Origin of the sequence: Pseudomonas sp. A1230 (assembly GCF_044218825.1) — a bacterium.
In the GTDB taxonomy this organism is placed as follows: domain Bacteria; phylum Pseudomonadota; class Gammaproteobacteria; order Pseudomonadales; family Pseudomonadaceae; genus Aquipseudomonas; species Aquipseudomonas iridis.
Genome location: NZ_CP162582.1, coordinates 3,121,543 through 3,142,773, shown reverse-complemented (window position 1 = coordinate 3,142,773; position 21,231 = coordinate 3,121,543). Strand labels below are relative to the sequence as shown.

The window sequence follows — 21,231 nt, the reverse complement described above, 5'->3', positions numbered from 1 at the left end:
ATGCGGACAATCGGTGCTTTTGCCAACGGGAGTCTTGAATGCCGTCACTGAATACCCGCTGGGATATTTTTTGCACCGTCGTCGACAACTATGGCGACATCGGCGTGACCTGGCGTCTGGCCCGACAATTGGTGGCCGAGCATTCGCTGGCCGTGCGGCTGTGGGTTGATGATCTGCGTGCGTTCGAACGTATTTGTCCAGAGATCGATATCAACGCCGCGCAACAATGGCAGCAAGGTGTAGAGGTGCGGCACTGGCCGAGCGAGTGGTTGCCCATCGACGCCGCTGACGTGGTGATCGCGGCGTTCGCCTGCCAGTTACCGAGTGCCTATATGGACGTCATGGCCGAACGGGAGAAGCCACCGCTGTGGTTGAACCTCGACTATCTCAGTGCCGAAGACTGGGTCACCGGGTGCCACGGCCTGCCATCGGTCAAATACAAGTCGGTGCAGAAAATCTTCTTCTTTCCGGGGTTCCGCCCCGGCACGGGTGGACTGCTGCGCGAACGAGGATTGCTTGAGCAACGACGGAAGTTTCAGCGCGATGCCCACGCGCAGCGACAATTCCTGCAAGGTCTGGGCGTCGAGCGTGCGCCCAACGCACAGTTGATCTCGTTGTTTGCCTACGAGAACGCCGGGCTGGCCAGTTGGCTGGACGTGCTGGCCGCAGGCGCGACGCCCACGCATTTGCTGGTGCCGGAAGGGCGGATTCTCGGTGACGTTGCGCGATGGCTTGGGGTGGAATCCTTGGCCGTCGGAGCTATTGATGTCCGTAAGGCGTTGACCGTGCAGGTGCTGCCGTTCATCCGTCAGGATCAATACGATCACTTGCTCTGGTGCTGCGATTTCAACGCGGTGCGCGGTGAAGACTCATTTGTCCGGGCGCAGTGGGCGGGGCGGCCGATGCTGTGGCACATCTATCAGCAGGACGAAGACATCCATCTGGACAAGCTCGATGCCTTCCTTGCCCTGTATACGAAAGGCCTCTCGCCGGCAGCAGCCCATGCGATGAACGGTCTGTGGCAGGCGTGGAGTGCGGGGCAGCCGATTGGCGATCAATGGCTTAGCGCGCGTAAACACTGGCCAGAACTGCAGGAAAATGCCGAAGCATGGTGTCTGGAACAAGGCTTGCAGGCCGATCTTGCCGCAGCGCTGGTACAGTTTTACCTAAATTGGATATGATACGCGGCCTAGATTTATGTAAATCCCATCCAAATTCGGATATTCGCAATGAAAACTGGTAAAGAACTCAAACCCGGTACCGTGATCCGTCTCGAAAACGATCCTTGGCTGGTTCAGAAAGCTGAATTCACCAAGTCGGGCCGTAACAGCGCGATCATGAAGACCAAGCTGAAAAACCTGCTGACCGGTTACAAGACCGAGATCGTTTACAGCGCTGACGACAAACTGGACGACGTGATCCTCGACCGCAAAGAAGCGACCCTGTCCTTCATCAGCGGCGACACCTACACGTTCATGGACACCACTGACTACACCATGTACGAGCTGAACGCTGAAGACATCGAAGCCGTTCTGCCTTTCGTTGAAGAAGGCATGACCGATGTTTGCGAAGCGATCTTCTTCGAAGAGCGTCTGGTTTCGGTAGAACTGCCGACCACCATCGTGCGCGTCGTTGACTACACCGAAGGTTCGGCTCGTGGCGACACTTCCGGCAAGGTAATGAAGCCAGCCAAACTGGCCAACGGTACCGAGCTGCAAGTTGCTGACTTCATCGAAATCGGTGACAAGATCGAAATCGACACCCGCGAAGGCGGTTCCTACAAAGGCCGTGCCAAATAAGCACTGTTTTTTGCGGAAAGAAAAAGCCCGACCATTGAGTCGGGCTTTTTTGTGCCTGCAGGTTACGTTCTTTTGCCTTGTTTACACGGTGACGTGCAGACGTACTTCGACATTGCCACGCGTAGCGTTGGAGTACGGGCAGACCTGGTGAGCAGCGTCGACCAGGCTTTGTGCGTCGGCCTGTTCAAGGCCTGGCAAGCTGATGTGCAAGTCGATGTCCAGACCGAAACCACCAGGGATCTGGCCGATACCGACATGGGCGGTGATCGAGGCGTCGTCCGGGATTTTGCGTTTGGTCTGGCTGGCGACGAATTTCAGTGCGCCGATGAAGCACGCCGAATAGCCGGCGGCGAACAGTTGTTCAGGGTTGGTCGCCGCGCCGCCAGCACCACCGAGTTCTTTCGGGGTGGCAAGTTTGACGTCGAGGACGTTGTCGCTGGAGATCGCACGACCGTCACGGCCGCCGGTGGAGGTTGCGATTGCGGTGTAGAGAGTTTGCATGGTGTGGGCCTCGTTGGGTGTATCGAATCGCGCTAATTATTTGCGCGCTAATCAAGTTCGAGGTGAATGTAGCTCGCTAATGTTTAGTGCGCAAGATAAATTTTCGGAAATAGTTGGCTTCATTGGTCCGGAGGAGCGCCAAGAGCGTCAGAACCCTTGATCCAGAGCCGTTATCAGCATTGAGCGGGGAGGGGAAATTTCACAGCGCAGGGTTCAACTGTAGGAGCAGCGTGCCGCAGCTCCTACATGGATACAGTCCAGCCCGGGTTTAGTTGAGGCTCTCTTGCAGGTGACTGCGCAATGCCTGCAACTCGGCTTGCAGGCTCTGCAAACGCTCCAGGCTGAAACCGCTCGCGCCGAGGATGCATTGCGGGATGCTTTGGGCTTTGTCTCGCAAAGCGCGTCCCTGCGCAGTCAACTCGACAATCACCACGCGCTCGTCTTCACGGCTGCGCGTGCGACTGAGCAAACCTTCACCTTCCAGTCGTTTGAGCAAGGGTGTTAGCGATCCCGGATCCGTCAGCAGGCGCGTGCTGATTTCTCCCACGGTCAGACCATCCTTCTCCCACAGCACCATCATCGCCAGATACTGCGGATAGGTCAGGCCGATGGCTTGCAGCATGGGCTTGTAAACTTTCGTCATCATCAGCGAAGTGGAATGCAGGGCGAAGCAAGCCTGATTATTCAGCAGCAGGTCATCGCAGGTGTCGCGGTCGGTGGTCATGTCAAAGCCTTGATCAGTAATGCTCATGAATCTAGCGTTCGAATGTTTAATGCACCAGATAATTTTCCAGACGTCAGAGTCTGCCTAAATCCCGTTGCAGCGCCAGATCCCATGGTGGCACCGGGCTGAAGCGGGTCTTGAGGTACTCCAGCAACAAACGGCTGCGCGAGTTTGTCTGCTGCTCCATGCGCAAGGCGTAAATGCCGGTGCTCTCGGGTTGCGGCAGGCCGTTTTCGCAAAACAGCGGCAGCAGTTCGCCGCGCAGCAGATATTCGCTGGCCAGCCACGTCGGCAGGTGCGCGATGCCCAGCCCGGCCAGCGCGCCGCACACCAGTGCTTCAGCGTTATTGGCGCTCATGCGGATGCGCGCCGGGCGGTGCAACTGCATCTGCCCGTCCTGCTCGAAGCGCCAGGCGAAGGGAGGGGCGAGGCCATCCCAGTCGAGGCCGTCATGTTCGCTCAACTGCGCGGGATGATTCGGTACACCGCGCCGCTTAAGATAGTCGGGGCTCGCGCAGGCGATTCGCACCATGCTCGCCAGTGGAGTGGCAACCAGTCGGGTGTCGGCCAGTTGCCCGGCGCGCAACACCAGATCGACCTTGCCCAGATTCGAGCCGTGCATGTCGACGAAACTGTCGATCAGGTGCAACTGCACATCCAGGCCCGGATACAGCACGAGAAAATCGGCAATCACTGGCGCCAGATGCCGACGTCCGAAGGCTGCTGGTGCATCGATGCGGATCAAACCTTCCGGTGCGCTGCTCAAGGAAACGGCTTCGGCGCGGGCCAATTGCAGTTCGGCGACGATCCGCCGCGCCCGTTCGGCAAAGGCCAGACCTGCTCGCGTGGCGCGTACGGCATGGGTGCTGCGAATGAACAACTGGCTGCCCACCGCGCTTTCCAGACTGTCGATGCGTCGCGCGACAGCCGAAGGTGTCAGTGGATGGCGACGAGACGCGGCAGAGAAACTGCCGCTTTCCAGCACGTCGAGAAACAGCCCGAGTTGATCGGTCAATTGATTGGGATTCATGTTGTTTAACGCTTGTGCGAAATCGGCACAGCCATTGTGCGTTGCTATGCGTTTCCCCGCCAGCCGTGACTGCGTAGGATGGCTCGCCTGACGTAAGAGGAATTCGGCTGTGATGGAGTTTTTGTTGTTCCTGCTATTCGGCGCCGCGCTTGGCACATTGGGCGGCATCTTCGGCATCGGGGGTGGCTTGATCGCGATCCCGCTGCTCGGCGTGTGCTTCGGGCTCGATCAACAGATCGCCCAAGGCACGGCGCTGGTGATGGTGGTGCCGAACGTGATGCTGGCGCTGTGGCGCTATCACCAGCGCAATCGCATTGAACTGCGCCACGCGTTGCCGCTGGCGGTGATGGGGTTTTGCTTTGCGTGGATCGGTTCGATCTTGGCCGTGGGCATCGACGCGCAGACCATGCGTATCGGCTTTGTCGCGTTTCTCGTGGTGCTTTCGGTTTACAACCTGCTGAAAATGTTCGGCAAGCGCCCGGCGCCGACGGCCGAGATGCGTTATTCCTGGCCATGGCTGGGCGTGCTCGGCGCAGCGTCGGGGACCATGGGCGGGTTGTTCGGTGTCGGTGGGGCGGTGGTCGCGACGCCGGTGCTGACCAGCCTGTTTGGCACCACGCAAGTGGTCGCTCAAGGCTTGTCGCTGGCGCTGGCATTGCCGAGCACCGGTGTCACCCTGGTGACGTACGCGGTACACCACGAAGTCGACTGGATGATCGGTTTGCCGCTGGCCATTGGCGGTCTGGCCAGCATCAGTTGGGGGGTGAAAGTCGCCCACGCCATGCCGGAAAAACTTCTGCGTGGGCTGTTCTGCGGTTTCCTGGTGCTGTGCGCGGTGATGCTCGCCTTTAAAGTTTGAAGCCTTCGACGATGTGTTCGGCCAGGCATTCGGTGATCGGCGATGGATTGTTCAGATTGCGGATCAGCATGATGCTGGCCTCGGGCAGCAGCGGCAGATCTTCATCGGCACCTAGAATGCGCATGTCCGGGGTGATCAGGCTTTCCAGTTGCGCGGTGATCGCCAGACCCGCGCTCACCACGGCCATCAGCGCCGAGAGGCTGGTGCTGTTGTAGGCAATGCGGTAATCGCGGCCCATCGCGTCCAGCGCATTGCACGCCCACAAGCGGCAGAAACAATCACTGTTGAACATCGCCAGCGGCAACGGCGTCTGCTCGTGGGCGCTGAAGTTTTGTGCCTCGGCCCAGACGAAACGCTCCTTGCGCAGCAGTTGGCCAATCTCGTTACCCGGTTCGCGGGTGACGATCGACAAGTCAAGATCGGTGCGCTGCAACAACTGTTTGGTCGATTCGCAATGCACTTCGATCTGGATCAGCGGATAGAACTGCGCAAACCGCGACAGAATCCCCGGCAGAAAACGCATCACGTAATCGTCCGGCGTGCCGATCCGCACCGTGCCGACCATGTGTGGCTCGCGCAGGGTATTGAACACTTCACTGTGCAGTTTGAGGATGCGCCGCGCGTAGCCGAGTAACACCTGGCCCTCGGCAGTCAGGCGCACCTGCCGCCCGTCACGCTCGAACAACTGGCGCTGCAACACGTCTTCTTCCAGACGCTTCATCTGCATGCTCACCGCTGATTGCGTGCGGTTGACCATTTCGCCGGCGCGGGTAAAACCGCCCTGATCGGCTATCGCGACAAAGGTGCGCAGGACATCGGTATCAATACTGGGGTAGGCCGACAATTGATGAATCTCCGTGATGCATACCATCAGAAACATTCGTTGGATTGATCTTAGCGCTGGCGCGAGACTTGAGCCATCCACAACGGAGAGCAAAACGATGAAAGGTCAAAGAGAGTATGTAGACGAAGAAAAATTTTCCGGCCATGGCCACATGGTTTCTGACTTGCTGCACAAGTTCAGCCGCTGGTACGAACTTCACCGTGAGCGTGAATTGCTCGCCAGCCTGAGCGACGAGGCGTTGAAAGACATCGGGGTCAGTCGTGCCGACGTCGAGCACGAATCAGTGCGGCCGTTCTGGGATGATCCGATGCATAAATGATGAGGTCATCGCTACACAAAACCTTCTGGACTGAGGTAGGTTGCGAGCAGACAAGGAGATGCTCATGCCCGCGACACTGTCCTTTTCCCTCAAACAGGCTCGACGTCTGGCGCTGGCTGCCCAAGGGTTCAATGGGCGCCAGCCGCCGATCGTCAAGGCGCCCCACATCAACCGGCTGATCGAACGGCTGGGCCTGCTGCAAATCGACTCCGTCAACGCTGTAGTGCGCTCGCACTATCTGCCGCTGTTTTCCCGTCTTGGTTCCTATTCTTCCGATCTGCTCGACCAGGCTGCCTGGAGTTCGGGGCGACGTCGTTCGCTGTTTGAGTATTGGGGGCATGAGGCGTCGTTGTTGCCGATGTCGATGTATCCATTGCTGGGTTGGCGCATGCAGCGGGCCAAGCGTGGCGAAGATATCTATCAACAGTTGGCGAAATTCGGTCGTGAGCAGCAGGAAACGGTACGTCGAGTGCTGGCTTTGGTCGAAGAGCGGGGCGCACTCGGTGCTGGCAGTGTGTCGACTCGTCAGGACAAAGCCGGACCGTGGTGGGACTGGAGTGCGGAAAAGCATGCGCTGGAATGGTTGTTTGCCGCCGGGGAAGTGACCGTCGCCGGGCGACGTGGCTTCGAGCGTTTGTATGATTTACCGGAGCGGGTAATTCCCGCGGAGATCCTGCAACAACCATTGCCTGATGAAGCGCAGGCGCAGCGTGGATTGTTATTGCATGCGGCCGAAGCGCTGGGCGTGGCCACCGAAAAAGACCTGCGTGATTACTTTCGCTTGAACCCCGCTGATGCACGTCCGCGACTGTCCGAGTTGGTCGAGGCGGGGCAATTGCAGATGTGCGAAGTCGCCGGTTGGCGGCAAATCGCGTATTGCCTGCCGGAGCCGAAAGTCCCGCGCAAGGTCGCGGCCAGCGCACTGCTGTCGCCCTTCGATTCGTTGATCTGGGAGCGTAGCCGCACTGAGCGTCTGTTCGATTTCCGTTATCGTCTGGAAATTTACACACCGCAGGACAAGCGCGTTTACGGTTATTACGTGTTGCCGTTTTTGCACAACGAGCGGATTGCCGCGCGGGTGGATTTACGTGCCGAGCGAGCATCAGGACGACTGGCGGTGCATGCGGTACACGAGGAGGAACCGGGGCTGGATGAAGAGGGGATGTTGGCGCTGGCGGTGAATTTGCGACGAATGGCGGATTGGTTGGGACTGGCGCAGGTGCAGCTTAATTGTCAGCGCGAGAGTGCGGGGCGGTTGCGGGTGGCGTTGGCGCAAATTGATGTTGTCTGAGCTGACGCTATCGCTGGCAAGCCAGCTCCCACAGTGACCGAGTCGTACTCCAATTTTGTATACGACACAGATCCCTGTGGGAGCGGGCTTGCCCGCGATGAGGCCAGTTCAAACGATACAAATCTCGGATCTCAGCGCCGAACCTGCTTCAGGGTTTCAGCAATCAAAAACGCCAACTCCAGCGACTGATCAGCATTCATCCGCGGGTCACAGTGCGTGTGATAGCGATCCGACAAGCCATCTTCAGTGATCGGTCGTGCGCCACCAATGCACTCGGTGACATTCTGCCCGGTCATTTCGATGTGAATACCACCGGCGTAAGTGCCTTCCGCTTCGTGCACCTGGAAGAACTGCTTAACCTCGCCAAGGATCTGCGCAAAATCGCGAGTCTTGTAGCCACTGCTGGCCTTGATGGTGTTGCCGTGCATCGGATCGGAGCTCCACAGCACCTGCTTGCCTTCACGCTGCACCGCGCGGATCAGCGCCGGCAGGTGATCGCCGACCTTGTTCGCACCCATCCGCGCGATCAGGTTCAGGCGCCCGGGATCGTTGTCCGGGTTGAGCACGTCGATCAGGCGGATCAGGTCGTCGGGGTTCATGCTCGGGCCGACTTTGACCCCGATCGGGTTGTTCACCCCGCGCAGGAATTCGACGTGCGCGCCGTCGAGCTGACGGGTGCGGTCGCCGATCCACAACATGTGTGCGGAGCAATCGTAGTAATCGTTGGTCAGGCTGTCGCGGCGCACGAACGCTTCTTCGTAGTTCAGCAGCAGCGCTTCGTGAGCGGTGAAGAAACTGGTTTCACGCAGTTGCGGCGAGCTGTCCATGCCGCAGGCGCGCATGAATGCCAGAGTTTCATCGATGCGATCGGCGAGGTGGCTGTACTTCTCGGCCAGCGCGGAGTTGGCGATGAAATCGAGGTTCCACTTGTGTACCTGGTGCAGATCGGCAAAGCCGCCCTGGGCGAAGGCGCGCAGCAGGTTCAACGTCGCGGTGGACTGGTGATATGACTGCAGCAGGCGTTCCGGGTCCGGCACGCGGCTCTTTTCGTCGAAGCCGATGCCGTTGACGATGTCGCCACGGTAGGCGGGCAGGGTCACGCCATCGATGGTTTCGTCGTTGGCCGAGCGCGGTTTGGCGAACTGGCCGGCCATGCGCCCGACCTTGACCACCGGGCAACCGGCCGCGAAGGTCATGACGATCGCCATTTGCAGCAACACTTTAAAGGTGTCGCGAATCTTTGCCGCGGAGAATTCGGCAAAGCTTTCGGCGCAATCGCCGCCCTGCAACAGGAACGCGCGGCCTTGAGTCACTTCGGCAAATTGACGACGCAGTTCTCGCGCCTCGCCGGCAAACACCAGTGGCGGATAGCTGGCCAGGGTTTGCTCGACCTGGCGCAGGTGCGCGGCGTCCGGGTATTGGGGTTGTTGCTGGATCGGCAGGGCGCGCCAGCTATCAGGGCTCCACGGTTGGCTCATCACGGTCTCTATGGTTCTACGCACGGAAGGCCATGTTAGCAGCAATTAGTGCGTGACCTGTTCCCGCCCCTTCGTCGACAATCGCCGCTTTGCCACGGCACAACTGCGGTGCCATCGCGTCACCGCGCCCGGTGACCATCAGGAGACAAGATGACTGAGGAGCGCGTCGAGCATCTGCTCGCCGAAGTACAGGATGAGTTCGGCGTGATTCGCGTGCTGGAAGTGGCCGATTACCGCTTTCTCGAATTCGGCGATGCCATCGAGCAGAGCTGCGTGTTCACTGCCGATCCGAGCTGGCTGGAATATGACTACACCCGGGCGATGCTGATTGGCGCGTTGTGCCACGAGCACCCGGAGAGTGCGCTGTTCCTCGGGCTCGGCGCGGGTACGCTGACGCAGGCGTGCCTCAAGTTTCTGCCGCTGGAAGATGTCGAGGCAATCGAGCTGCGCCCGGACGTCCCGCGTCTGGCCATTGAATACCTTGGCCTGGATGACGATCCACGCTTGTACATCCGCGTCGGCGATGCCCTTGATTTGCTGCCGACTGCCGAGCCTGCGGACCTGATCTTCGTCGACCTCTATACCGACGTCGGCCCCGGTGTCGGGCATCTGGCCTGGAGTTTCCTCGGTGACTGTCAGAAACGCCTGAATCCGGGCGGCTGGCTGGTGATCAACCAGTGGGCCACCGATGATGGCAAACCCTTGGGCGCGGCCCTGTTGCGCGGGCTTTATCACCGGCATTACTGGGAGCTGCCGGTGAAGGAGGGCAACGTGATTCTGCTGGTGCCGGCGGATCTGGATCAGACGTTGGATATGGAAGCGGTCGCCGCCCGTGCTGAGGCATTGGCGCCGAGGTTGGGTTACTCGTTGCAGTCGCTGATCAAGGCGATTCGCCCGGCGACATAAATGGCGAATTGAGCCTCTGCAGGAGCTGCCGAAGGCTGCGGTCTTTTGGCTTTGATTTTTCAAGATCAAAAGATCGCAGCCTGCGGCAGCTCCTAAAAGGGTTGGTGCAACTGCTCAGATCCCTTTGAAGATCCCGGGCCGTCGCTCCACCAGCGACCGCACACCCTCCTTGGCATCTTCACTGGCCAGCAACTTCTTCACCAGCGGCGGCAAGCCCTGTGCCGCCGCTGTCTCGCCTTCATACCGCGCCTGTCGCGCCGACAGCAACGTCGCCTGCACCCCCAACGGCGCCTGTCGCGCAATTCGCTCAGCCAGTTCAATCGCGCGGGGCAGCAGATCCTCGCTGGCCATCACTTCCTGGACCAATCCCAGACGCAACGCATCGTGCGCATCGAACTCGTCCCCGGTCAGCAACCAGCGCATCGCGTTGCCCCAACCGGCCACCTGATGAAAACGTAAAGTCGCGCCACCAAAGGGAAAAATCCCACGCTGTACTTCCATTTGTGCGAAGCGGGTATTGCTCGCGCAGAGGTTGATGTCGGCGGCCAGCATCAATTCGATGCCGATGGTCAGGCAGTAACCCTGTGCCGCGACAATCACCGGTTTGCTGACCCTCGGCCCGACGAAAACACCCCACGGATCGCAACCGCCGGTCGGAACCTGCCAGCCTTGGGCGAGGGCGGAGCTTGCATTCACCAGATCCAGACCGGCGGTAAAATGCTCGCCATGGCCGAACACCACTGCCACCCGCGCCTCGCTGTCAGCCTCGAACTCGCCATATGCCAGGCTCAGCTCATTCAGCAGGTCGAGGTCGAAAGCATTGCGCTTGGCCGCTCGATCCAGGCCGATCATATGCAGGTGACCACGGCGCTCCCGGCTGACGCGACCAGGACAGGACTGATTCATGGGAATTTCCTCGAGCGGGGAGGGAGGGGGCCGCGACCACATGCCGCACATCGGTGAAGCGTTTAAGCAGTATCTTCAGCAGGGCCGGGCCCTTGGAAAATAGACCTTCGCACGATTATCCGCAAAACCCCGTTACACAACGGTGACGGACGGATTCAGGCGATAAAAAAAGCTCCCTTTTTCGGTAATTTCCGGTATAGTGCGCGCCGGCCTTTAGCCAGGCCGCGTCAAGGTAGCGCAATTCCCCGAAGTCAGCTTCGGCTGCATGTCCGCACTGCGGGCTCTTCCTGGACGTTTCTTTTTTTCTTTCATTCGTTTTCGCAAATCCCCGCCGACAAAGCTGCCAGGGCGACTCTTGAGTCTTACACGGCATGCGCAGCTTTGGAGCATGGGTCTTTGCGGATGCACTTAGAGGCAGACCCATGACCCAGGAAACCGGCGGATTCGCCGCTTTTAATCTTAATCCGAACATTCTTGCAGCCGTCATCGCGACTGGCTACGAAGAGCCTTCGGCTATTCAGCAGCAATCGATCCCGATCATCATGGCCGGCCAGGACATGATCGGTCAGGCGCAAACCGGTACGGGTAAAACCGCCGCGTTCGCTCTGCCAATTCTTCATTGCATCGATCCTGCCAAGCGCGAACCGCAAGCCCTGATCCTGGCGCCAACCCGTGAGTTGGCGCTGCAAGTTGCAACCGCTTTCGAAACCTACGCCAAGCAAATGCCGGGCGTTACCGTTGTGGCCGTTTACGGCGGCGCGCCTATGGGCCCACAACTGAAAGCAATCCGTAATGGCGCACAGATCGTTGTCGCCACTCCGGGCCGTCTGTGCGACCACCTGCGTCGTGACGAAAAAGTGCTGTCGACCGTGAACCACCTGGTTCTCGACGAAGCAGACGAAATGCTCAAACTGGGTTTCATGGACGACCTCGAAGTCATCTTCAAGGCTCTGCCAGCTACCCGTCAGACCGTTTTGTTCTCGGCGACCCTGCCGCAGTCGATCCGCGCCATTGCCGAACGCCATCTGCGCGATCCGCAACACGTGAAGATCCAGACCAAGACCCAGACTGTTACCGCGATCGAACAGGCTCACCTGTTGGTTCACGCTGACCAGAAGACTTCGGCCGTTCTCAGCTTGCTGGAAGTGGAAGATTTCGACGCTCTGATCATGTTCGTACGCACCAAGCAAGCGACCCTGGATCTGGCCAGCGCCCTCGACGCAAAAGGCTACAAAGCCGCTGCGCTGAACGGTGACATCGCCCAGAACCAGCGTGAGCGCGTAATTGACTCGCTCAAGGATGGCCGTCTGGACATCGTTGTAGCGACCGACGTTGCTGCTCGTGGTCTCGACGTTCCACGTATCACTCACGTGTTCAACGTTGACATGCCGTACGACCCAGAGTCCTACGTGCACCGTATCGGCCGTACTGGCCGTGCCGGTCGCGAAGGTCGTGCACTGCTGCTGGTGACTCCACGTGAGCGCCGCATGCTGCAAGTGATCGAGCGTGTAACCGGTCAGAAAGTTGCCGAGGTTCGCCTGCCGGACGCTCAGGCAGTTCTCGATGCGCGCATCAAGAAACTGACCAACAGCCTGGCGCCGCTGGTTGCCGATGCTGAATCGACTCACGGTGAGCTGCTGGATCGTCTGACTGCAGACATCGGTTGCACGCCGCGTGCTCTGGCTGCTGCTCTGCTGCGCAAGGCCACCAATGGTCAAGCGCTGACGCTGGCTGCGATCGAGAAGGAACGTCCACTGGTGCCTAACAACGCACCGCGTGGCGATCGTCCTGAGCGTACCGGTGACCGTCCGGACCGTGGTGATCGCGAGCGTCGCGCGCCAATTCCTTTGGGCGAAGGCCGTGCTCGTTGCCGTACTGCGCTGGGTGCGCGTGACGGTATCGCCGCTAAAAACCTGCTGGGCGCCATCCTCAACGAAGGTGGTCTGGCCCGTGAAGCGATCGGTCGCATCCAGGTGCGTGACAGCTTCAGCCTCGTTGAGCTGCCGGAAGATGGTCTGGACAAACTCCTGACCAAGCTGAAGGACACTCGCGTTGCCGGTAAGCAGCTGAAACTGCGTCGCTATCGCGAAGATTGATCCGCCCCTGGGCTGATTGATCGAACGTAAAAAATCCCCGACTGGTTCGGGGATTTTTTTTGTCTGCTTTTCAAGGGCAAAGATCAATAGATCGCAGGCTTCGGCAGCTCCTGCAGTGGGGTAGTGCGATCTTTTGATCTGGCTGTTTAACCGAAACGATAAATATCCATGCCCAATGCGCCCATGGTGAATCCCTTGTGCGCCACGCTGAACGCTCCCCCGGCACCCCGCGCAAAATACAGCGGCAATAAGTGCTCATCACTCGGATGGCTGCGCACCGCGTTCGGAGCCTGCTGGCGGTAGTCATGCAGCGCTGCCTCATCACCGGCCGCCAGTTTGTCGATCACCCAGTCACGGAAGTCCTGGGCCCACGGCTCAACGCTTTCCGGGCCGGCATGCCAGTCCAGTTCGCGCAGGTTGTGGGTGATGCTGCCTGAGCCGATCAGCAGAATCCCTTGCTCGCGCAAACCCGCCAATGCTCGGCCGACGCGGGTTTGCAGCGCTGGACCGCCGCGGCTCGGTAGCGAAACCTGCACCACTGGAATATCCGCCTGCGGATACATCAGCGACAGCGGCACCCACACACCGTGGTCGAACGGTCGTTGCGGATCGAGGCGCGTCGGCAGGTCGCTGGCGGTCAGCCGATCGGCGACTTCAGCGGCCAGTTGCGGATCGCCCGGCGCCGGGTACCGCACTTCAAACAGCGCGCGGGGGAAGCCGCCGAAGTCGTGCCAGGTTTCCGGCTTTGGATGGCTGCTGACCAGTAGCTCGTGGCTCTCCCAGTGTGCGGAGACAATCACGATGGCTTTTGGCGTGGGCAGTTCGGCGGCCAATCGTGTCAGCGCCGGGCCGCTGGCACCGGGCTCCAGGGCAAGCATGGGAGAACCATGGGAAATAAACAGGCTGGGAAACATGATGGGTTCCTGAGCGTTAAGATGGCCCATCTTCAGTCAGATCATTGATCTAAATCTAATATAAGTTTTAACGCTTTTTGATCGAATTTTTGGGGGGGTATATGCAGCATGAGTTCTGGCACAAGAAGTGGGCGTCGAACCAGATCGGCTTTCATCTGCCGCAGGTGAACCCGCATTTACAACGACACTGGCCGGATCTGAACATTCCCGCATCGGCGCGGGTGCTGGTTCCGCTGTGCGGGAAAAGTCTGGATTTGCGGTGGCTGGCCGGGCGTGGTCATCAGGTGCTCGGGGTTGAGCTGTCTTCGACGGCTGTTGAAGACTTTTTCACTGAGCATCAACTACAGCCACAGATTAGCGAGAACGGTGCGTTCAAGGTCTATCGCGCTGACGGCATCGAGCTGTGGTGCGGCGATTTCTTTGCCCTGACGGCAGACGATGTGGCGGAGTGCACGGCGCTGTACGACCGTGCAGCCTTGATTGCCTTGCCACCGCCGATGCGCGAGCGCTATGCGGCGCAGCTCCAGCAGATTCTGCCGCAAGGCTTGAAAGGGCTGCTGATCACCCTCGATTACGATCAGGCGCAGATTCCCGGACCACCGTTTGCGGTGGGGGATGATGAGGTGCAGCGGTTACTGGGTACTGGCTGGCAGGTACAGGCGCTGCAAGTGCAGGATGTATTGCAGGAAAGCGGGAAGTTCTTGCAGGCGGGGGTGACGGCGCTGGAGGAGCGGGTTTATCGGGTTTCGCCTCGTTAGTTTGTGTTGGCTGTTCCGGCCTCATCGCTGGCAAGCCAGATACCACAGTGAATTGCGGTGTATCGAAGATTTGGATAACACCACGGAACCCTGTGGGAGATGGCTTGCCAGCGATGAGGCCTGCATGAACAGCCAAGTACATGGCCCCTACAAAAAAGGCCCGCATCTCTGCGGGCCTTTTTGTTTTTACCGCGGCTGGATCAACCGAGACGACGCAGGGCGTCGATACGATCTTCCAATGGCGGGTGGCTCATGAACATGCGGGCGAACCCTTGTTTGATGCCACCGTTGATGCCAAAGGCATTCAGGGTGTCGGGCATGTGCACCGGCAGGCCCTGTTCGGCGCGCAGACGTTGCAGCGCGCCGATCATTGCGCTGGTGCCGGCCAGTCGTGCACCGGCTTCGTCGGCACGGAATTCGCGTTTGCGCGAGAACCACATGACGATCGAGCTGGCGAGAATGCCCAAGACCAGTTCGGCGAAGATGGTCGCCACGTAGTAAGCAATGCCCTGACCTTCTTCGTTCTTGAAGATCACCTTGTCGACGAAGTTGCCGATGATTCGCGCGAAGAACATCACGAAGGTGTTCACAACGCCCTGGATCAATGCGAGCGTAACCATGTCACCGTTGGCGACGTGGCCGATTTCGTGGGCCAGCACGGCTTTCACTTCGTCGGGCGAGAACCGCTCGAGCAGGCCCTGGCTGACCGCGACCAGTGCGTCGTTCTTGTTCCAGCCAGTGGCGAACGCGTTCGCTTCGTAGGCCGGAAAAATACCGACTTCGGGCATCTTGATCCCGGCTTCGCGGGACAGTTGCTCGACCGTTTGCAGCAGCCATTGCTCATGCCGGGTACGTGGCTGGCTGATGATCTGGGTGCCGGTGCTCATTTTCGCCATCCACTTGGAGATGAACAGCGAGAACAGTGAGCCGGCGAAACCAAAGACCGCACAGAAAACCAGCAGCTGACTGAGGTCGAGATCAACCCCGTTGGCCGCCATGAACCCGTTGAAGCCGAAAAGGCTCAGGGTGATGCTGGCTATCAGCACGACCGCCAGGTTAGTGGCCAAAAACAGCAGGATGCGCATCATGGTTGTAGAAATCTCCTCAAGCTAAAGATGTAGCGTACTGCGGGGTATATAAGGTGCTGCACCGGGCTATTCAACTGGGTGACTATTTCAAACTGTGTCCTACAGCTGATTCTTCGTCACATAACCCCATTTCCCACAGCAGACACCGACACGGATGACGAACACTCGCGACCCGTCGCCATTGCGTCAGACGCATGTGACCGGTATGAATCGCAAGTGTAGAAGGCGAGCGGAAGCAGGGAATGCAGAAGTGTTGCTGAATCAGACAGTGCGCAACGTTCGGTCGTTGCGCACTGCTGGCCAGTTACTGGCGGTAAGACTTGAGGAAGTTGCCGATGCGGCCGATGGCCATTTCCAGTTCATCGACCCGGGGCAGGGTGACGACGCGGAAGTGATCCGGCCATGGCCAGTTGAACGCCGTGCCTTGCACCACCAGCAGCTTCTCGGAAAGCAGCAGGTCGAGGACGAATTTTTCGTCGTTGTGGATCGGGCAGACTTTCGGGTCGATCCGCGGGAACGCGTACAGCGCGCCCATCGGCTTGACGCAGCTCACGCCCGGAATGTCGTTGAGCAACTCCCAGGTGCGGTTGCGCTGTTCCAGCAGACGACCCTGCGGCAGCACCAGATCGTTGATGCTCTGATAGCCACCCAACGCCGTCTGGATCGCATGCTGGCTCGGCACGTTGGCACACAGACGCATATTGGCCAGCATGTCGATGCCTTCGATGTAGCTCTGGGCATTGTGTTTCGGCCCGGAAATAGCGATCCAGCCAGAACGGAAACCGGCCACGCGGTAGGATTTCGACAGACCGTTGAAGGTCAGGCACAGCAGGTCCGGGGCCAGCGATGCGGTGCAGATGTGCACGGCGTCGTCGTACAGGATCTTGTCGTAGATCTCGTCGGAGAACACCACCAGATTGTGCTGGCGGGCCAGCTCCAGCATGCCCAGCAGCACTTCTTTCGAATACACCGCGCCGGTCGGGTTGTTCGGGTTGATGATCACCATCGCCTTGGTGTTCGGCGTGATCTTGGCCTTGATGTCGGCCAGGTCAGGGAACCAGTCGGCACCTTCGTCGCACAGGTAATGCACGGCGTTACCGCCGGCCAGGCTGACGGCGGCGGTCCACAACGGGTAATCCGGCGCCGGCACCAGCACTTCGTCACCGTTGTTGAGCAGCGCCTGCAGCGACATCACGATCAGCTCGGAGACGCCGTTGCCCAGGTAGATGTCTTCGATACCGACACCTTCGACCTGCTTCTGCTGGTAGTACTGCATTACGGCCTTGCGCGCGCTGAACAGGCCTTTGGAGTCACTGTAGCCTTGCGCGGTCGGCAGGTTGCGGATCACATCCTGAAGGATTTCGTCCGGCGCTTCGAAACCAAATGGCGCCGGGTTGCCGATGTTCAGCTTGAGGATGCGCTGGCCTTCCTCTTCCAGACGTTTGGCGTGCTTGAGCACCGGGCCGCGAATGTCGTAGCAGACGTTGGCGAGCTTGTTCGATTTGCTGAACTGCATGGCGATGTGATCCCGAAAATGAACGATCCAGGCGGCGGATGGACAACCGTACTGGGATTCCTGCGTTTACACACAGACGGACGTCTTGAGCGCGTGGCTCCAAGAATCCGTTTGAATGCGCCCGGTCTGGCTGCCAGACTGGCGCGTAACGAGGCGCAATCATACGTGCCGCCCGATCCGTGGAAAAGGTACAGATCGGGCTTTTTCAGCCGCTGAGGTGTGATGATGGAAAAGTTGGAAAAAACCCTGGAAGAATGGCAAGCCATGCTCGACCCCGAGCAATACAACGTGTGCCGCCTCAGTGCGACCGAGCGACCGTTCTCCGGCAAATACAACGCCACCAAAACCGACGGTGTTTATCACTGTGTCTGCTGCAACGAGCCGCTGTTCGATTCCCAGACAAAATTCGATTCGGGCTGCGGCTGGCCGAGCTTCTATGCGCCGATCGGCGAAAGCGCCATGACCGAGATTCGCGATATCAGCCACGGCATGATTCGCACCGAAGTCAAATGCGCCCGCTGTGATGCGCACCTTGGACACGTTTTCCCGGATGGCCCGCCACCGACCGGTCTGCGTTATTGCATCAACTCGGTGTGCCTGGATCTGGTGCCCCGCGAATAAGTTGCACAGTCGAGCGGTTTGATTGACGTTTCTGTAGGAGCTGCCGAAGGCTGCGATCTTTTGATCTTGTCTGTAAAAACAAAATCAAAAGATCGCAGCCTTCGGCAGCTCCTACACGGGGGTAATCCTATTAATTAAATTGCACGCAATTTAATTGCTCGCTATGTTTGCCCTTCGACTATCTGCGGAGACTTTTTCATGAGCGACAACCTGCTGAATATCCCGTGCACCACCATCAAAGGTGAGCAGAAAACCCTGGCCGATTACGCCGGCAAAGCCGTGCTGGTGGTCAACACTGCCAGCAAGTGCGGTTTCACTCCGCAATACAAAGGCCTCGAGGCGCTGTGGCAGGCCTACAAGGATCAAGGTCTGGTGGTGTTGGGCTTTCCGTGCAATCAGTTCGGCAAGCAAGAGCCGGGCAACGAGGGCGCGATCAGCGAGTTCTGCGAACTGAATTTCGGTGTCAGTTTCCCCCTGTTCAAAAAGATCGACGTCAACGGCTCCGACGCCCACCCGCTGTTTGTGCAATTGAAGAAACGTGCCCCGGGCGTACTCGGGTCCCAAGGCATCAAGTGGAACTTCACCAAGTTTCTGATTGGCAAGGATGGCCAGTTGGTCAAGCGTTTCGCCCCGGCGACCAAGCCGCAGGATCTGAGCCGCGAGATCGAAGCCCTGCTCAAATGAACAGCCAGTCCGTTGATTCGCTGAAGCTCGACAGCCAGTTGTGCTTCAAGTTGTATGCCGCGTCTCGGGCGGTGATTCGTGGCTATAAGCCGATGCTCGATCAGCTCGGCCTCACGTATCCGCAATACCTGGCGATGCTGGTGTTGTGGGAATGGCAGCAATCGGCGCCGGAGCAGCCGACGGTCAAGGCCTTGGGTGAGCGTCTGGCGCTGGATTCCGGCACGCTGACGCCGCTGCTCAAGCGTCTGGAGCAGTTGCAACTCGTGCAGCGTCAGCGCTCGGCGCGCGATGAGCGGGAAGTGCATCTGAGCCTGACGCCGCAAGGCCAAGCGCTGCGTGATCAGGTCGGGCCGCTCAAGGCCCGATTGCTCTGCGACAGCGGGGTGGACCTGGACCGGCTCAACGAACTGCGCAATGGTCTTGATCAACTGCTCGTGCAGATCAAGGCGCTGTCCTAGTCGGGATCCACTGATCCAGCAGCGCCGCCAATTCTTCACGACGAAACGGTTTGGCCAGATAGTCGCTCATGCCGGCAGCCCGGCAGCGCTCGCGTTCCTCGGACATGGCGTTGGCGGTAAGCGCAACGATCGGCAGGTTTGGCCAGCGTCCGCTCTGGCGAATCTGGCGGCTGGCTTCGTAGCCGTCCATCACCGGCATGTTGCAGTCCATCAACACCAGGTCGAACTCGTGGTACTCCAATTGATCCAGTGCTTCGGCGCCATGTGCGGCGACGATCACATCGCAGCCGAGTTTGCCGAGCATGCCTTTGGCCACCAGCTGATTGACCGGGTTGTCCTCGACAAGCAACACGTTCGCGCGTTTGACCAGTGTCGACGGTTCGAGCTGCGCGGCGTTGAGGGTAGCGACTTCAGGTTGCAGGGTGCGCCGCAGGTTCTGGTAGAGCGCATTGCGCGCCAGAGGCCGCGCTTGTTGTTGCAACGGGGTGAGGGCCGCCGCCTCTTCACTGGGCAGGAAACTGCCGTAGGCGGTCACCAGCAGGATTGGCGCGACCAGTGTCGGACGCAGCCCGAACAGGCACTCCGGGCAATCGGTGATCACCACATCGGGCGTAACACCCAGCAGCGAGTCGTCGATGGTGCGTTGTTCGTAGGCCAATCCCCACACCGGCAACAGACTTTTCAGCAACTCGGCCAGACCGCTGCTGGCAGCGGTGATGGCGAGAATTTTGCCATGCAGGGGCGGCTGGGCCAGCGCTCGGGTGTGGCAGGGCAAAGGCAACTCAGCGCAAAACTGGCTGCCGAAGCCAATCTCTGAGCTGATGGTCAAGCGTCCCTGCATCGCTTCGCAGAGGTTGTGAGTGAGCGCCAGTCCCAGCCCGGTGCCGCCGTATTGGCGGGTGATACCGGCGCCTGCCTGGGTGAACGGCTGGAAGATTCGCAGCTGGGCTTCCTGCGCGATGCCGATGCCGGTGTCGCAAACTTCTATTCGCACACCCTCCTTGTAAGCCGACAAACGCACATCCACCCGACCGAAGCGGGTGAATTTCAGCGCGTTGGACAGCAGGTTGCTGACGATCTGCCGAACCCTTGTCGGATCGCCCAATACCAGCGCCGGAAAATGCGGATCAATCAGGCACGTCAGCTCGACGCTCGGCGCCGCGTTTTGCGACAGCAGGTTGGCGGTGTCCTCGATCAGTGAGCCGAGATCGAACGGAATGTGTTCAAGTTCGAGTTGCCCGGCATCGAACTTCGACAAATCGAGAATATCGTTGAGCAACTCCACCAGCACCTTGCCGGAGTCGTGGGCGATCGACAGCTGTTGCTGCTGTTCGGCATTCAGCGGTCCGTCGAGCGACAGGGCGATCATCCCCAGCAGGCCATTGAGCGGCGTGCGGATCTCATGGCTCATGTTGGCGAGGAACGCGGAGCGGGCTTCGGCCATTTCCAGTGCGGTGCTGCGGGCGACTTCGAGTTCTTCGTTGGACTGACTGAGCCGGGCGTTGATCGTCTTGAGCTCGACGGTGCGCGCCGAGACGATGTTTTCCAGTTGGCCGAGATAATCGGTCAGACGGTTTTCGGCATTGCGTCGCTGCTGGATTTCGGTGGCGATGTTCTCGAATTGCTGATTGGCGACTTTGACCAGCACGCCGATTTCATCGTTGGCGTGCCCGGTCGGGCATTCCAGTGTGGTGGGCTCGACACTGCGCGGATCACGCCCGCTGAGCTCACGGATCACCCGCACCAGTGGTTTGGTCAGCATCACGTAGAACAGCGCCAGGAGGATGCCGGTCAGGAGCAGGCTGCGGGCGAAGCCGTTGAGCAGAGTGACTTCGGCGCGGCGCAGAAAGCGGCTTCCGAATGCATAAGTGTCGACCTCAAGTTTCAGGGTGCCCAGCGATTCGTTGGGCAGATGATCCAGATACAGGCGATCTTCGAACCGGCGCTTGGCGCCGAACAGATAGTCACTGATGACCCGATAGCCGCTTTGCAGCTCCGGGCGTTTGACGCTGGCGAGCACCGTATTGTTGTTGTCGGTCAGTTGCGCAGAAATGATTGCCGGTGAGCGCAACAGCCCCAACGTGAGTTCCTGGGCCAGTTCGGCATCGATGTTGTAGGCGATGCGTGATGCCGGGTTGTGGCTGATTTCCAGCAAAGACAGGATTTCACGGTTGATAGAGGCGTCTTCGCTGGCATAATCGATACCGATTTGCAGCAGGCTGAGCAGCGTGCCCAGAATGAACCCGACCAGCACGGTAAGCCTGGCTTGCTTGTACGACAGCCGGTGGGTGAATTTGATATCCATGGGGTGTTGAACCACTTTCGTTTCCCTTCGCTGCTCAAGCATAGTCGATCATGCATCGATACCGAGGATCCCGAATCGCCTTGTAACAAGGCACGGAGCGGGAATTTCATCTGCGTGTCGTCGCTGGATCGCCA

The 21,231-nt window shown here is 59.3% G+C and carries 21 protein-coding genes; 11 read left to right on the top strand and 10 right to left on the bottom strand.

Translation table 11 applies throughout. The features are described 5' to 3' along the window. The first annotated feature begins 38 nt into the window (after positions 1–38). Together earP and AB4P97_RS14735 are read left to right on the top strand one after the other, a co-directional pair. Positions 39–1,181 (top strand): elongation factor P maturation arginine rhamnosyltransferase EarP, encoded by a 1,143-nt coding sequence (gene earP / locus AB4P97_RS14740; protein WP_395601269.1) that lies wholly within the window; start codon positions 39–41, stop codon positions 1,179–1,181. 48 nt (positions 1,182–1,229) lie between these two features. Continuing rightward, entirely contained in the window at positions 1,230–1,799 is a 570-nt protein-coding gene (locus tag AB4P97_RS14735) for an elongation factor P (protein WP_007908599.1), read from the top strand. Between the two features lie 81 nt (positions 1,800–1,880). On the opposite strand, the gene AB4P97_RS14730 is transcribed toward AB4P97_RS14735, so the two are convergent. The 3 genes from AB4P97_RS14730 to AB4P97_RS14720 all read right to left on the bottom strand — a co-directional run bounded on the left by AB4P97_RS14730 (position 1,881) and on the right by AB4P97_RS14720 (position 4,054). Beyond that, positions 1,881–2,300 carry an organic hydroperoxide resistance protein gene (locus AB4P97_RS14730; protein ID WP_042560269.1) on the bottom strand — a complete coding sequence of 140 codons (420 nt, stop codon included), beginning with the start codon at positions 2,298–2,300 and terminating at the stop codon, positions 1,881–1,883. Between the two features lie 268 nt (positions 2,301–2,568). Continuing rightward, positions 2,569–3,024 carry a MarR family winged helix-turn-helix transcriptional regulator gene (locus AB4P97_RS14725; protein WP_181818515.1) on the bottom strand — a complete coding sequence of 152 codons (456 nt, stop codon included), beginning with the start codon at positions 3,022–3,024 and terminating at the stop codon, positions 2,569–2,571. Positions 3,025–3,097: 73 nt separating this feature from the next. After that, the gene (locus AB4P97_RS14720) at positions 3,098–4,054 is read right to left on the bottom strand and encodes a LysR family transcriptional regulator (RefSeq protein ID WP_395601268.1); all 957 of its coding nucleotides are present in this window, start codon (positions 4,052–4,054) and stop codon (positions 3,098–3,100) included. A gap of 112 nt (positions 4,055–4,166) precedes the next feature. Between AB4P97_RS14720 and AB4P97_RS14715 the strand changes: the two genes are divergently transcribed. Then, positions 4,167–4,913 (top strand): sulfite exporter TauE/SafE family protein, encoded by a 747-nt coding sequence (locus AB4P97_RS14715; RefSeq protein WP_395601267.1) that lies wholly within the window; start codon positions 4,167–4,169, stop codon positions 4,911–4,913. Here AB4P97_RS14715 and AB4P97_RS14710 read toward each other — a convergent pair. Next, on the bottom strand, positions 4,903–5,757 hold the full coding sequence (locus tag AB4P97_RS14710; RefSeq protein ID WP_174823975.1) for a LysR substrate-binding domain-containing protein: 855 nt from the start codon (positions 5,755–5,757) through the stop codon (positions 4,903–4,905). The genes AB4P97_RS14715 and AB4P97_RS14710 overlap by 11 nt on opposite strands. A 97-nt stretch (positions 5,758–5,854) precedes the next feature. On the opposite strand from AB4P97_RS14710, the gene AB4P97_RS14705 reads away from it, so the two are divergent. Both AB4P97_RS14705 and AB4P97_RS14700 read left to right on the top strand, forming a co-directional pair. Next, positions 5,855–6,076: a DUF1127 domain-containing protein gene (locus AB4P97_RS14705; RefSeq protein WP_395601266.1), complete on the top strand. Its 222-nt coding sequence runs from the start codon at positions 5,855–5,857 to the stop codon at positions 6,074–6,076. 64 nt (positions 6,077–6,140) lie between these two features. Further along, positions 6,141–7,367: a winged helix-turn-helix domain-containing protein gene (locus tag AB4P97_RS14700; protein WP_261736384.1), complete on the top strand. Its 1,227-nt coding sequence runs from the start codon at positions 6,141–6,143 to the stop codon at positions 7,365–7,367. Between the two features lie 131 nt (positions 7,368–7,498). On the opposite strand, the gene AB4P97_RS14695 is transcribed toward AB4P97_RS14700, so the two are convergent. Then, positions 7,499–8,845 carry a class II 3-deoxy-7-phosphoheptulonate synthase gene (locus tag AB4P97_RS14695; RefSeq protein ID WP_007964815.1) on the bottom strand — a complete coding sequence of 449 codons (1,347 nt, stop codon included), beginning with the start codon at positions 8,843–8,845 and terminating at the stop codon, positions 7,499–7,501. 150 nt (positions 8,846–8,995) lie between these two features. Between AB4P97_RS14695 and AB4P97_RS14690 the strand changes: the two genes are divergently transcribed. Beyond that, a complete protein-coding gene (locus AB4P97_RS14690) occupies positions 8,996–9,751 on the top strand; it encodes a spermidine synthase (RefSeq protein WP_042560263.1) in 756 nt (251 codons plus the stop codon). 114 nt (positions 9,752–9,865) lie between these two features. Here the strand turns inward: AB4P97_RS14690 and AB4P97_RS14685 are convergent, their stop codons facing one another. Next, positions 9,866–10,657: a crotonase/enoyl-CoA hydratase family protein gene (locus AB4P97_RS14685; RefSeq protein ID WP_042560262.1), complete on the bottom strand. Its 792-nt coding sequence runs from the start codon at positions 10,655–10,657 to the stop codon at positions 9,866–9,868. Positions 10,658–11,079: 422 nt separating this feature from the next. Between AB4P97_RS14685 and AB4P97_RS14680 the strand changes: the two genes are divergently transcribed. Further along, entirely contained in the window at positions 11,080–12,753 is a 1,674-nt protein-coding gene (locus AB4P97_RS14680; protein ID WP_042560261.1) for a DEAD/DEAH box helicase, read from the top strand. A 146-nt stretch (positions 12,754–12,899) separates the two neighbouring features. On the opposite strand, the gene AB4P97_RS14675 is transcribed toward AB4P97_RS14680, so the two are convergent. Next, positions 12,900–13,667, bottom strand: coding sequence for a DODA-type extradiol aromatic ring-opening family dioxygenase (locus tag AB4P97_RS14675; RefSeq protein ID WP_395601265.1), 768 nt, complete (start codon positions 13,665–13,667; stop codon positions 12,900–12,902). Positions 13,668–13,768: 101 nt separating this feature from the next. Between AB4P97_RS14675 and AB4P97_RS14670 the strand changes: the two genes are divergently transcribed. After that, a complete protein-coding gene (locus tag AB4P97_RS14670) occupies positions 13,769–14,425 on the top strand; it encodes a thiopurine S-methyltransferase (RefSeq protein ID WP_042560259.1) in 657 nt (218 codons plus the stop codon). Between the two features lie 200 nt (positions 14,426–14,625). Here the strand turns inward: AB4P97_RS14670 and htpX are convergent, their stop codons facing one another. Both htpX and AB4P97_RS14660 read right to left on the bottom strand, forming a co-directional pair. Further along, positions 14,626–15,513, bottom strand: a complete 888-nt coding sequence (htpX, locus tag AB4P97_RS14665; RefSeq protein WP_042560258.1) for a protease HtpX — start codon at positions 15,511–15,513, stop codon at positions 14,626–14,628. 304 nt (positions 15,514–15,817) lie between these two features. Further along, complete coding sequence (locus tag AB4P97_RS14660) at positions 15,818–17,029, bottom strand: pyridoxal phosphate-dependent aminotransferase (protein WP_042560257.1); 1,212 nt, start codon at positions 17,027–17,029, stop codon at positions 15,818–15,820. A gap of 225 nt (positions 17,030–17,254) precedes the next feature. Between AB4P97_RS14660 and msrB the strand changes: the two genes are divergently transcribed. From msrB to AB4P97_RS14645, 3 genes are all read left to right on the top strand, one after another. Continuing rightward, positions 17,255–17,650 (top strand): peptide-methionine (R)-S-oxide reductase MsrB, encoded by a 396-nt coding sequence (gene msrB, locus AB4P97_RS14655; RefSeq protein WP_042560256.1) that lies wholly within the window; start codon positions 17,255–17,257, stop codon positions 17,648–17,650. Between the two features lie 198 nt (positions 17,651–17,848). Then, complete coding sequence (locus tag AB4P97_RS14650) at positions 17,849–18,334, top strand: glutathione peroxidase (RefSeq protein WP_395598316.1); 486 nt, start codon at positions 17,849–17,851, stop codon at positions 18,332–18,334. Beyond that, complete coding sequence (locus tag AB4P97_RS14645) at positions 18,331–18,792, top strand: MarR family winged helix-turn-helix transcriptional regulator (RefSeq protein ID WP_200616719.1); 462 nt, start codon at positions 18,331–18,333, stop codon at positions 18,790–18,792. The genes AB4P97_RS14650 and AB4P97_RS14645 overlap by 4 nt, the downstream gene beginning before the upstream one ends. Here AB4P97_RS14645 and AB4P97_RS14640 read toward each other — a convergent pair. Beyond that, complete coding sequence (locus AB4P97_RS14640) at positions 18,776–21,097, bottom strand: response regulator (protein ID WP_395601264.1); 2,322 nt, start codon at positions 21,095–21,097, stop codon at positions 18,776–18,778. The two genes, AB4P97_RS14645 and AB4P97_RS14640, sit on opposite strands and share 17 nt — an antisense overlap. Positions 21,098–21,231: the final 134 nt, after the last annotated feature.

Excerpts from the sequence above, each read along its gene's own strand:
- earP (WP_395601269.1), top strand. The coding sequence starts at position 39 with ATGCCGTCACTGAATACCCGCTGGGATATTTTTTGCACCGTCGTCGAC.
- AB4P97_RS14735 (WP_007908599.1), top strand. The coding sequence starts at position 1,230 with ATGAAAACTGGTAAAGAACTCAAACCCGGTACCGTGATCCGTCTCGAA.
- AB4P97_RS14730 (WP_042560269.1), bottom strand. The coding sequence starts at position 2,300 with ATGCAAACTCTCTACACCGCAATCGCAACCTCCACCGGCGGCCGTGAC.
- AB4P97_RS14725 (WP_181818515.1), bottom strand. The coding sequence starts at position 3,024 with ATGACCACCGACCGCGACACCTGCGATGACCTGCTGCTGAATAATCAG.
- AB4P97_RS14720 (WP_395601268.1), bottom strand. The coding sequence starts at position 4,054 with ATGAATCCCAATCAATTGACCGATCAACTCGGGCTGTTTCTCGACGTG.
- AB4P97_RS14715 (WP_395601267.1), top strand. The coding sequence starts at position 4,167 with ATGGAGTTTTTGTTGTTCCTGCTATTCGGCGCCGCGCTTGGCACATTG.
- AB4P97_RS14705 (WP_395601266.1), top strand. The coding sequence starts at position 5,855 with ATGAAAGGTCAAAGAGAGTATGTAGACGAAGAAAAATTTTCCGGCCAT.
- AB4P97_RS14700 (WP_261736384.1), top strand. The coding sequence starts at position 6,141 with ATGCCCGCGACACTGTCCTTTTCCCTCAAACAGGCTCGACGTCTGGCG.
- AB4P97_RS14695 (WP_007964815.1), bottom strand. The coding sequence starts at position 8,845 with ATGAGCCAACCGTGGAGCCCTGATAGCTGGCGCGCCCTGCCGATCCAG.
- AB4P97_RS14690 (WP_042560263.1), top strand. The coding sequence starts at position 8,996 with ATGACTGAGGAGCGCGTCGAGCATCTGCTCGCCGAAGTACAGGATGAG.
- AB4P97_RS14685 (WP_042560262.1), bottom strand. The coding sequence starts at position 10,657 with ATGAATCAGTCCTGTCCTGGTCGCGTCAGCCGGGAGCGCCGTGGTCAC.
- AB4P97_RS14680 (WP_042560261.1), top strand. The coding sequence starts at position 11,080 with ATGACCCAGGAAACCGGCGGATTCGCCGCTTTTAATCTTAATCCGAAC.
- AB4P97_RS14675 (WP_395601265.1), bottom strand. The coding sequence starts at position 13,667 with ATGTTTCCCAGCCTGTTTATTTCCCATGGTTCTCCCATGCTTGCCCTG.
- AB4P97_RS14670 (WP_042560259.1), top strand. The coding sequence starts at position 13,769 with ATGCAGCATGAGTTCTGGCACAAGAAGTGGGCGTCGAACCAGATCGGC.
- htpX (WP_042560258.1), bottom strand. The coding sequence starts at position 15,513 with ATGATGCGCATCCTGCTGTTTTTGGCCACTAACCTGGCGGTCGTGCTG.
- AB4P97_RS14660 (WP_042560257.1), bottom strand. The coding sequence starts at position 17,029 with ATGCAGTTCAGCAAATCGAACAAGCTCGCCAACGTCTGCTACGACATT.
- msrB (WP_042560256.1), top strand. The coding sequence starts at position 17,255 with ATGGAAAAGTTGGAAAAAACCCTGGAAGAATGGCAAGCCATGCTCGAC.
- AB4P97_RS14650 (WP_395598316.1), top strand. The coding sequence starts at position 17,849 with ATGAGCGACAACCTGCTGAATATCCCGTGCACCACCATCAAAGGTGAG.
- AB4P97_RS14645 (WP_200616719.1), top strand. The coding sequence starts at position 18,331 with ATGAACAGCCAGTCCGTTGATTCGCTGAAGCTCGACAGCCAGTTGTGC.
- AB4P97_RS14640 (WP_395601264.1), bottom strand. The coding sequence starts at position 21,097 with ATGGATATCAAATTCACCCACCGGCTGTCGTACAAGCAAGCCAGGCTT.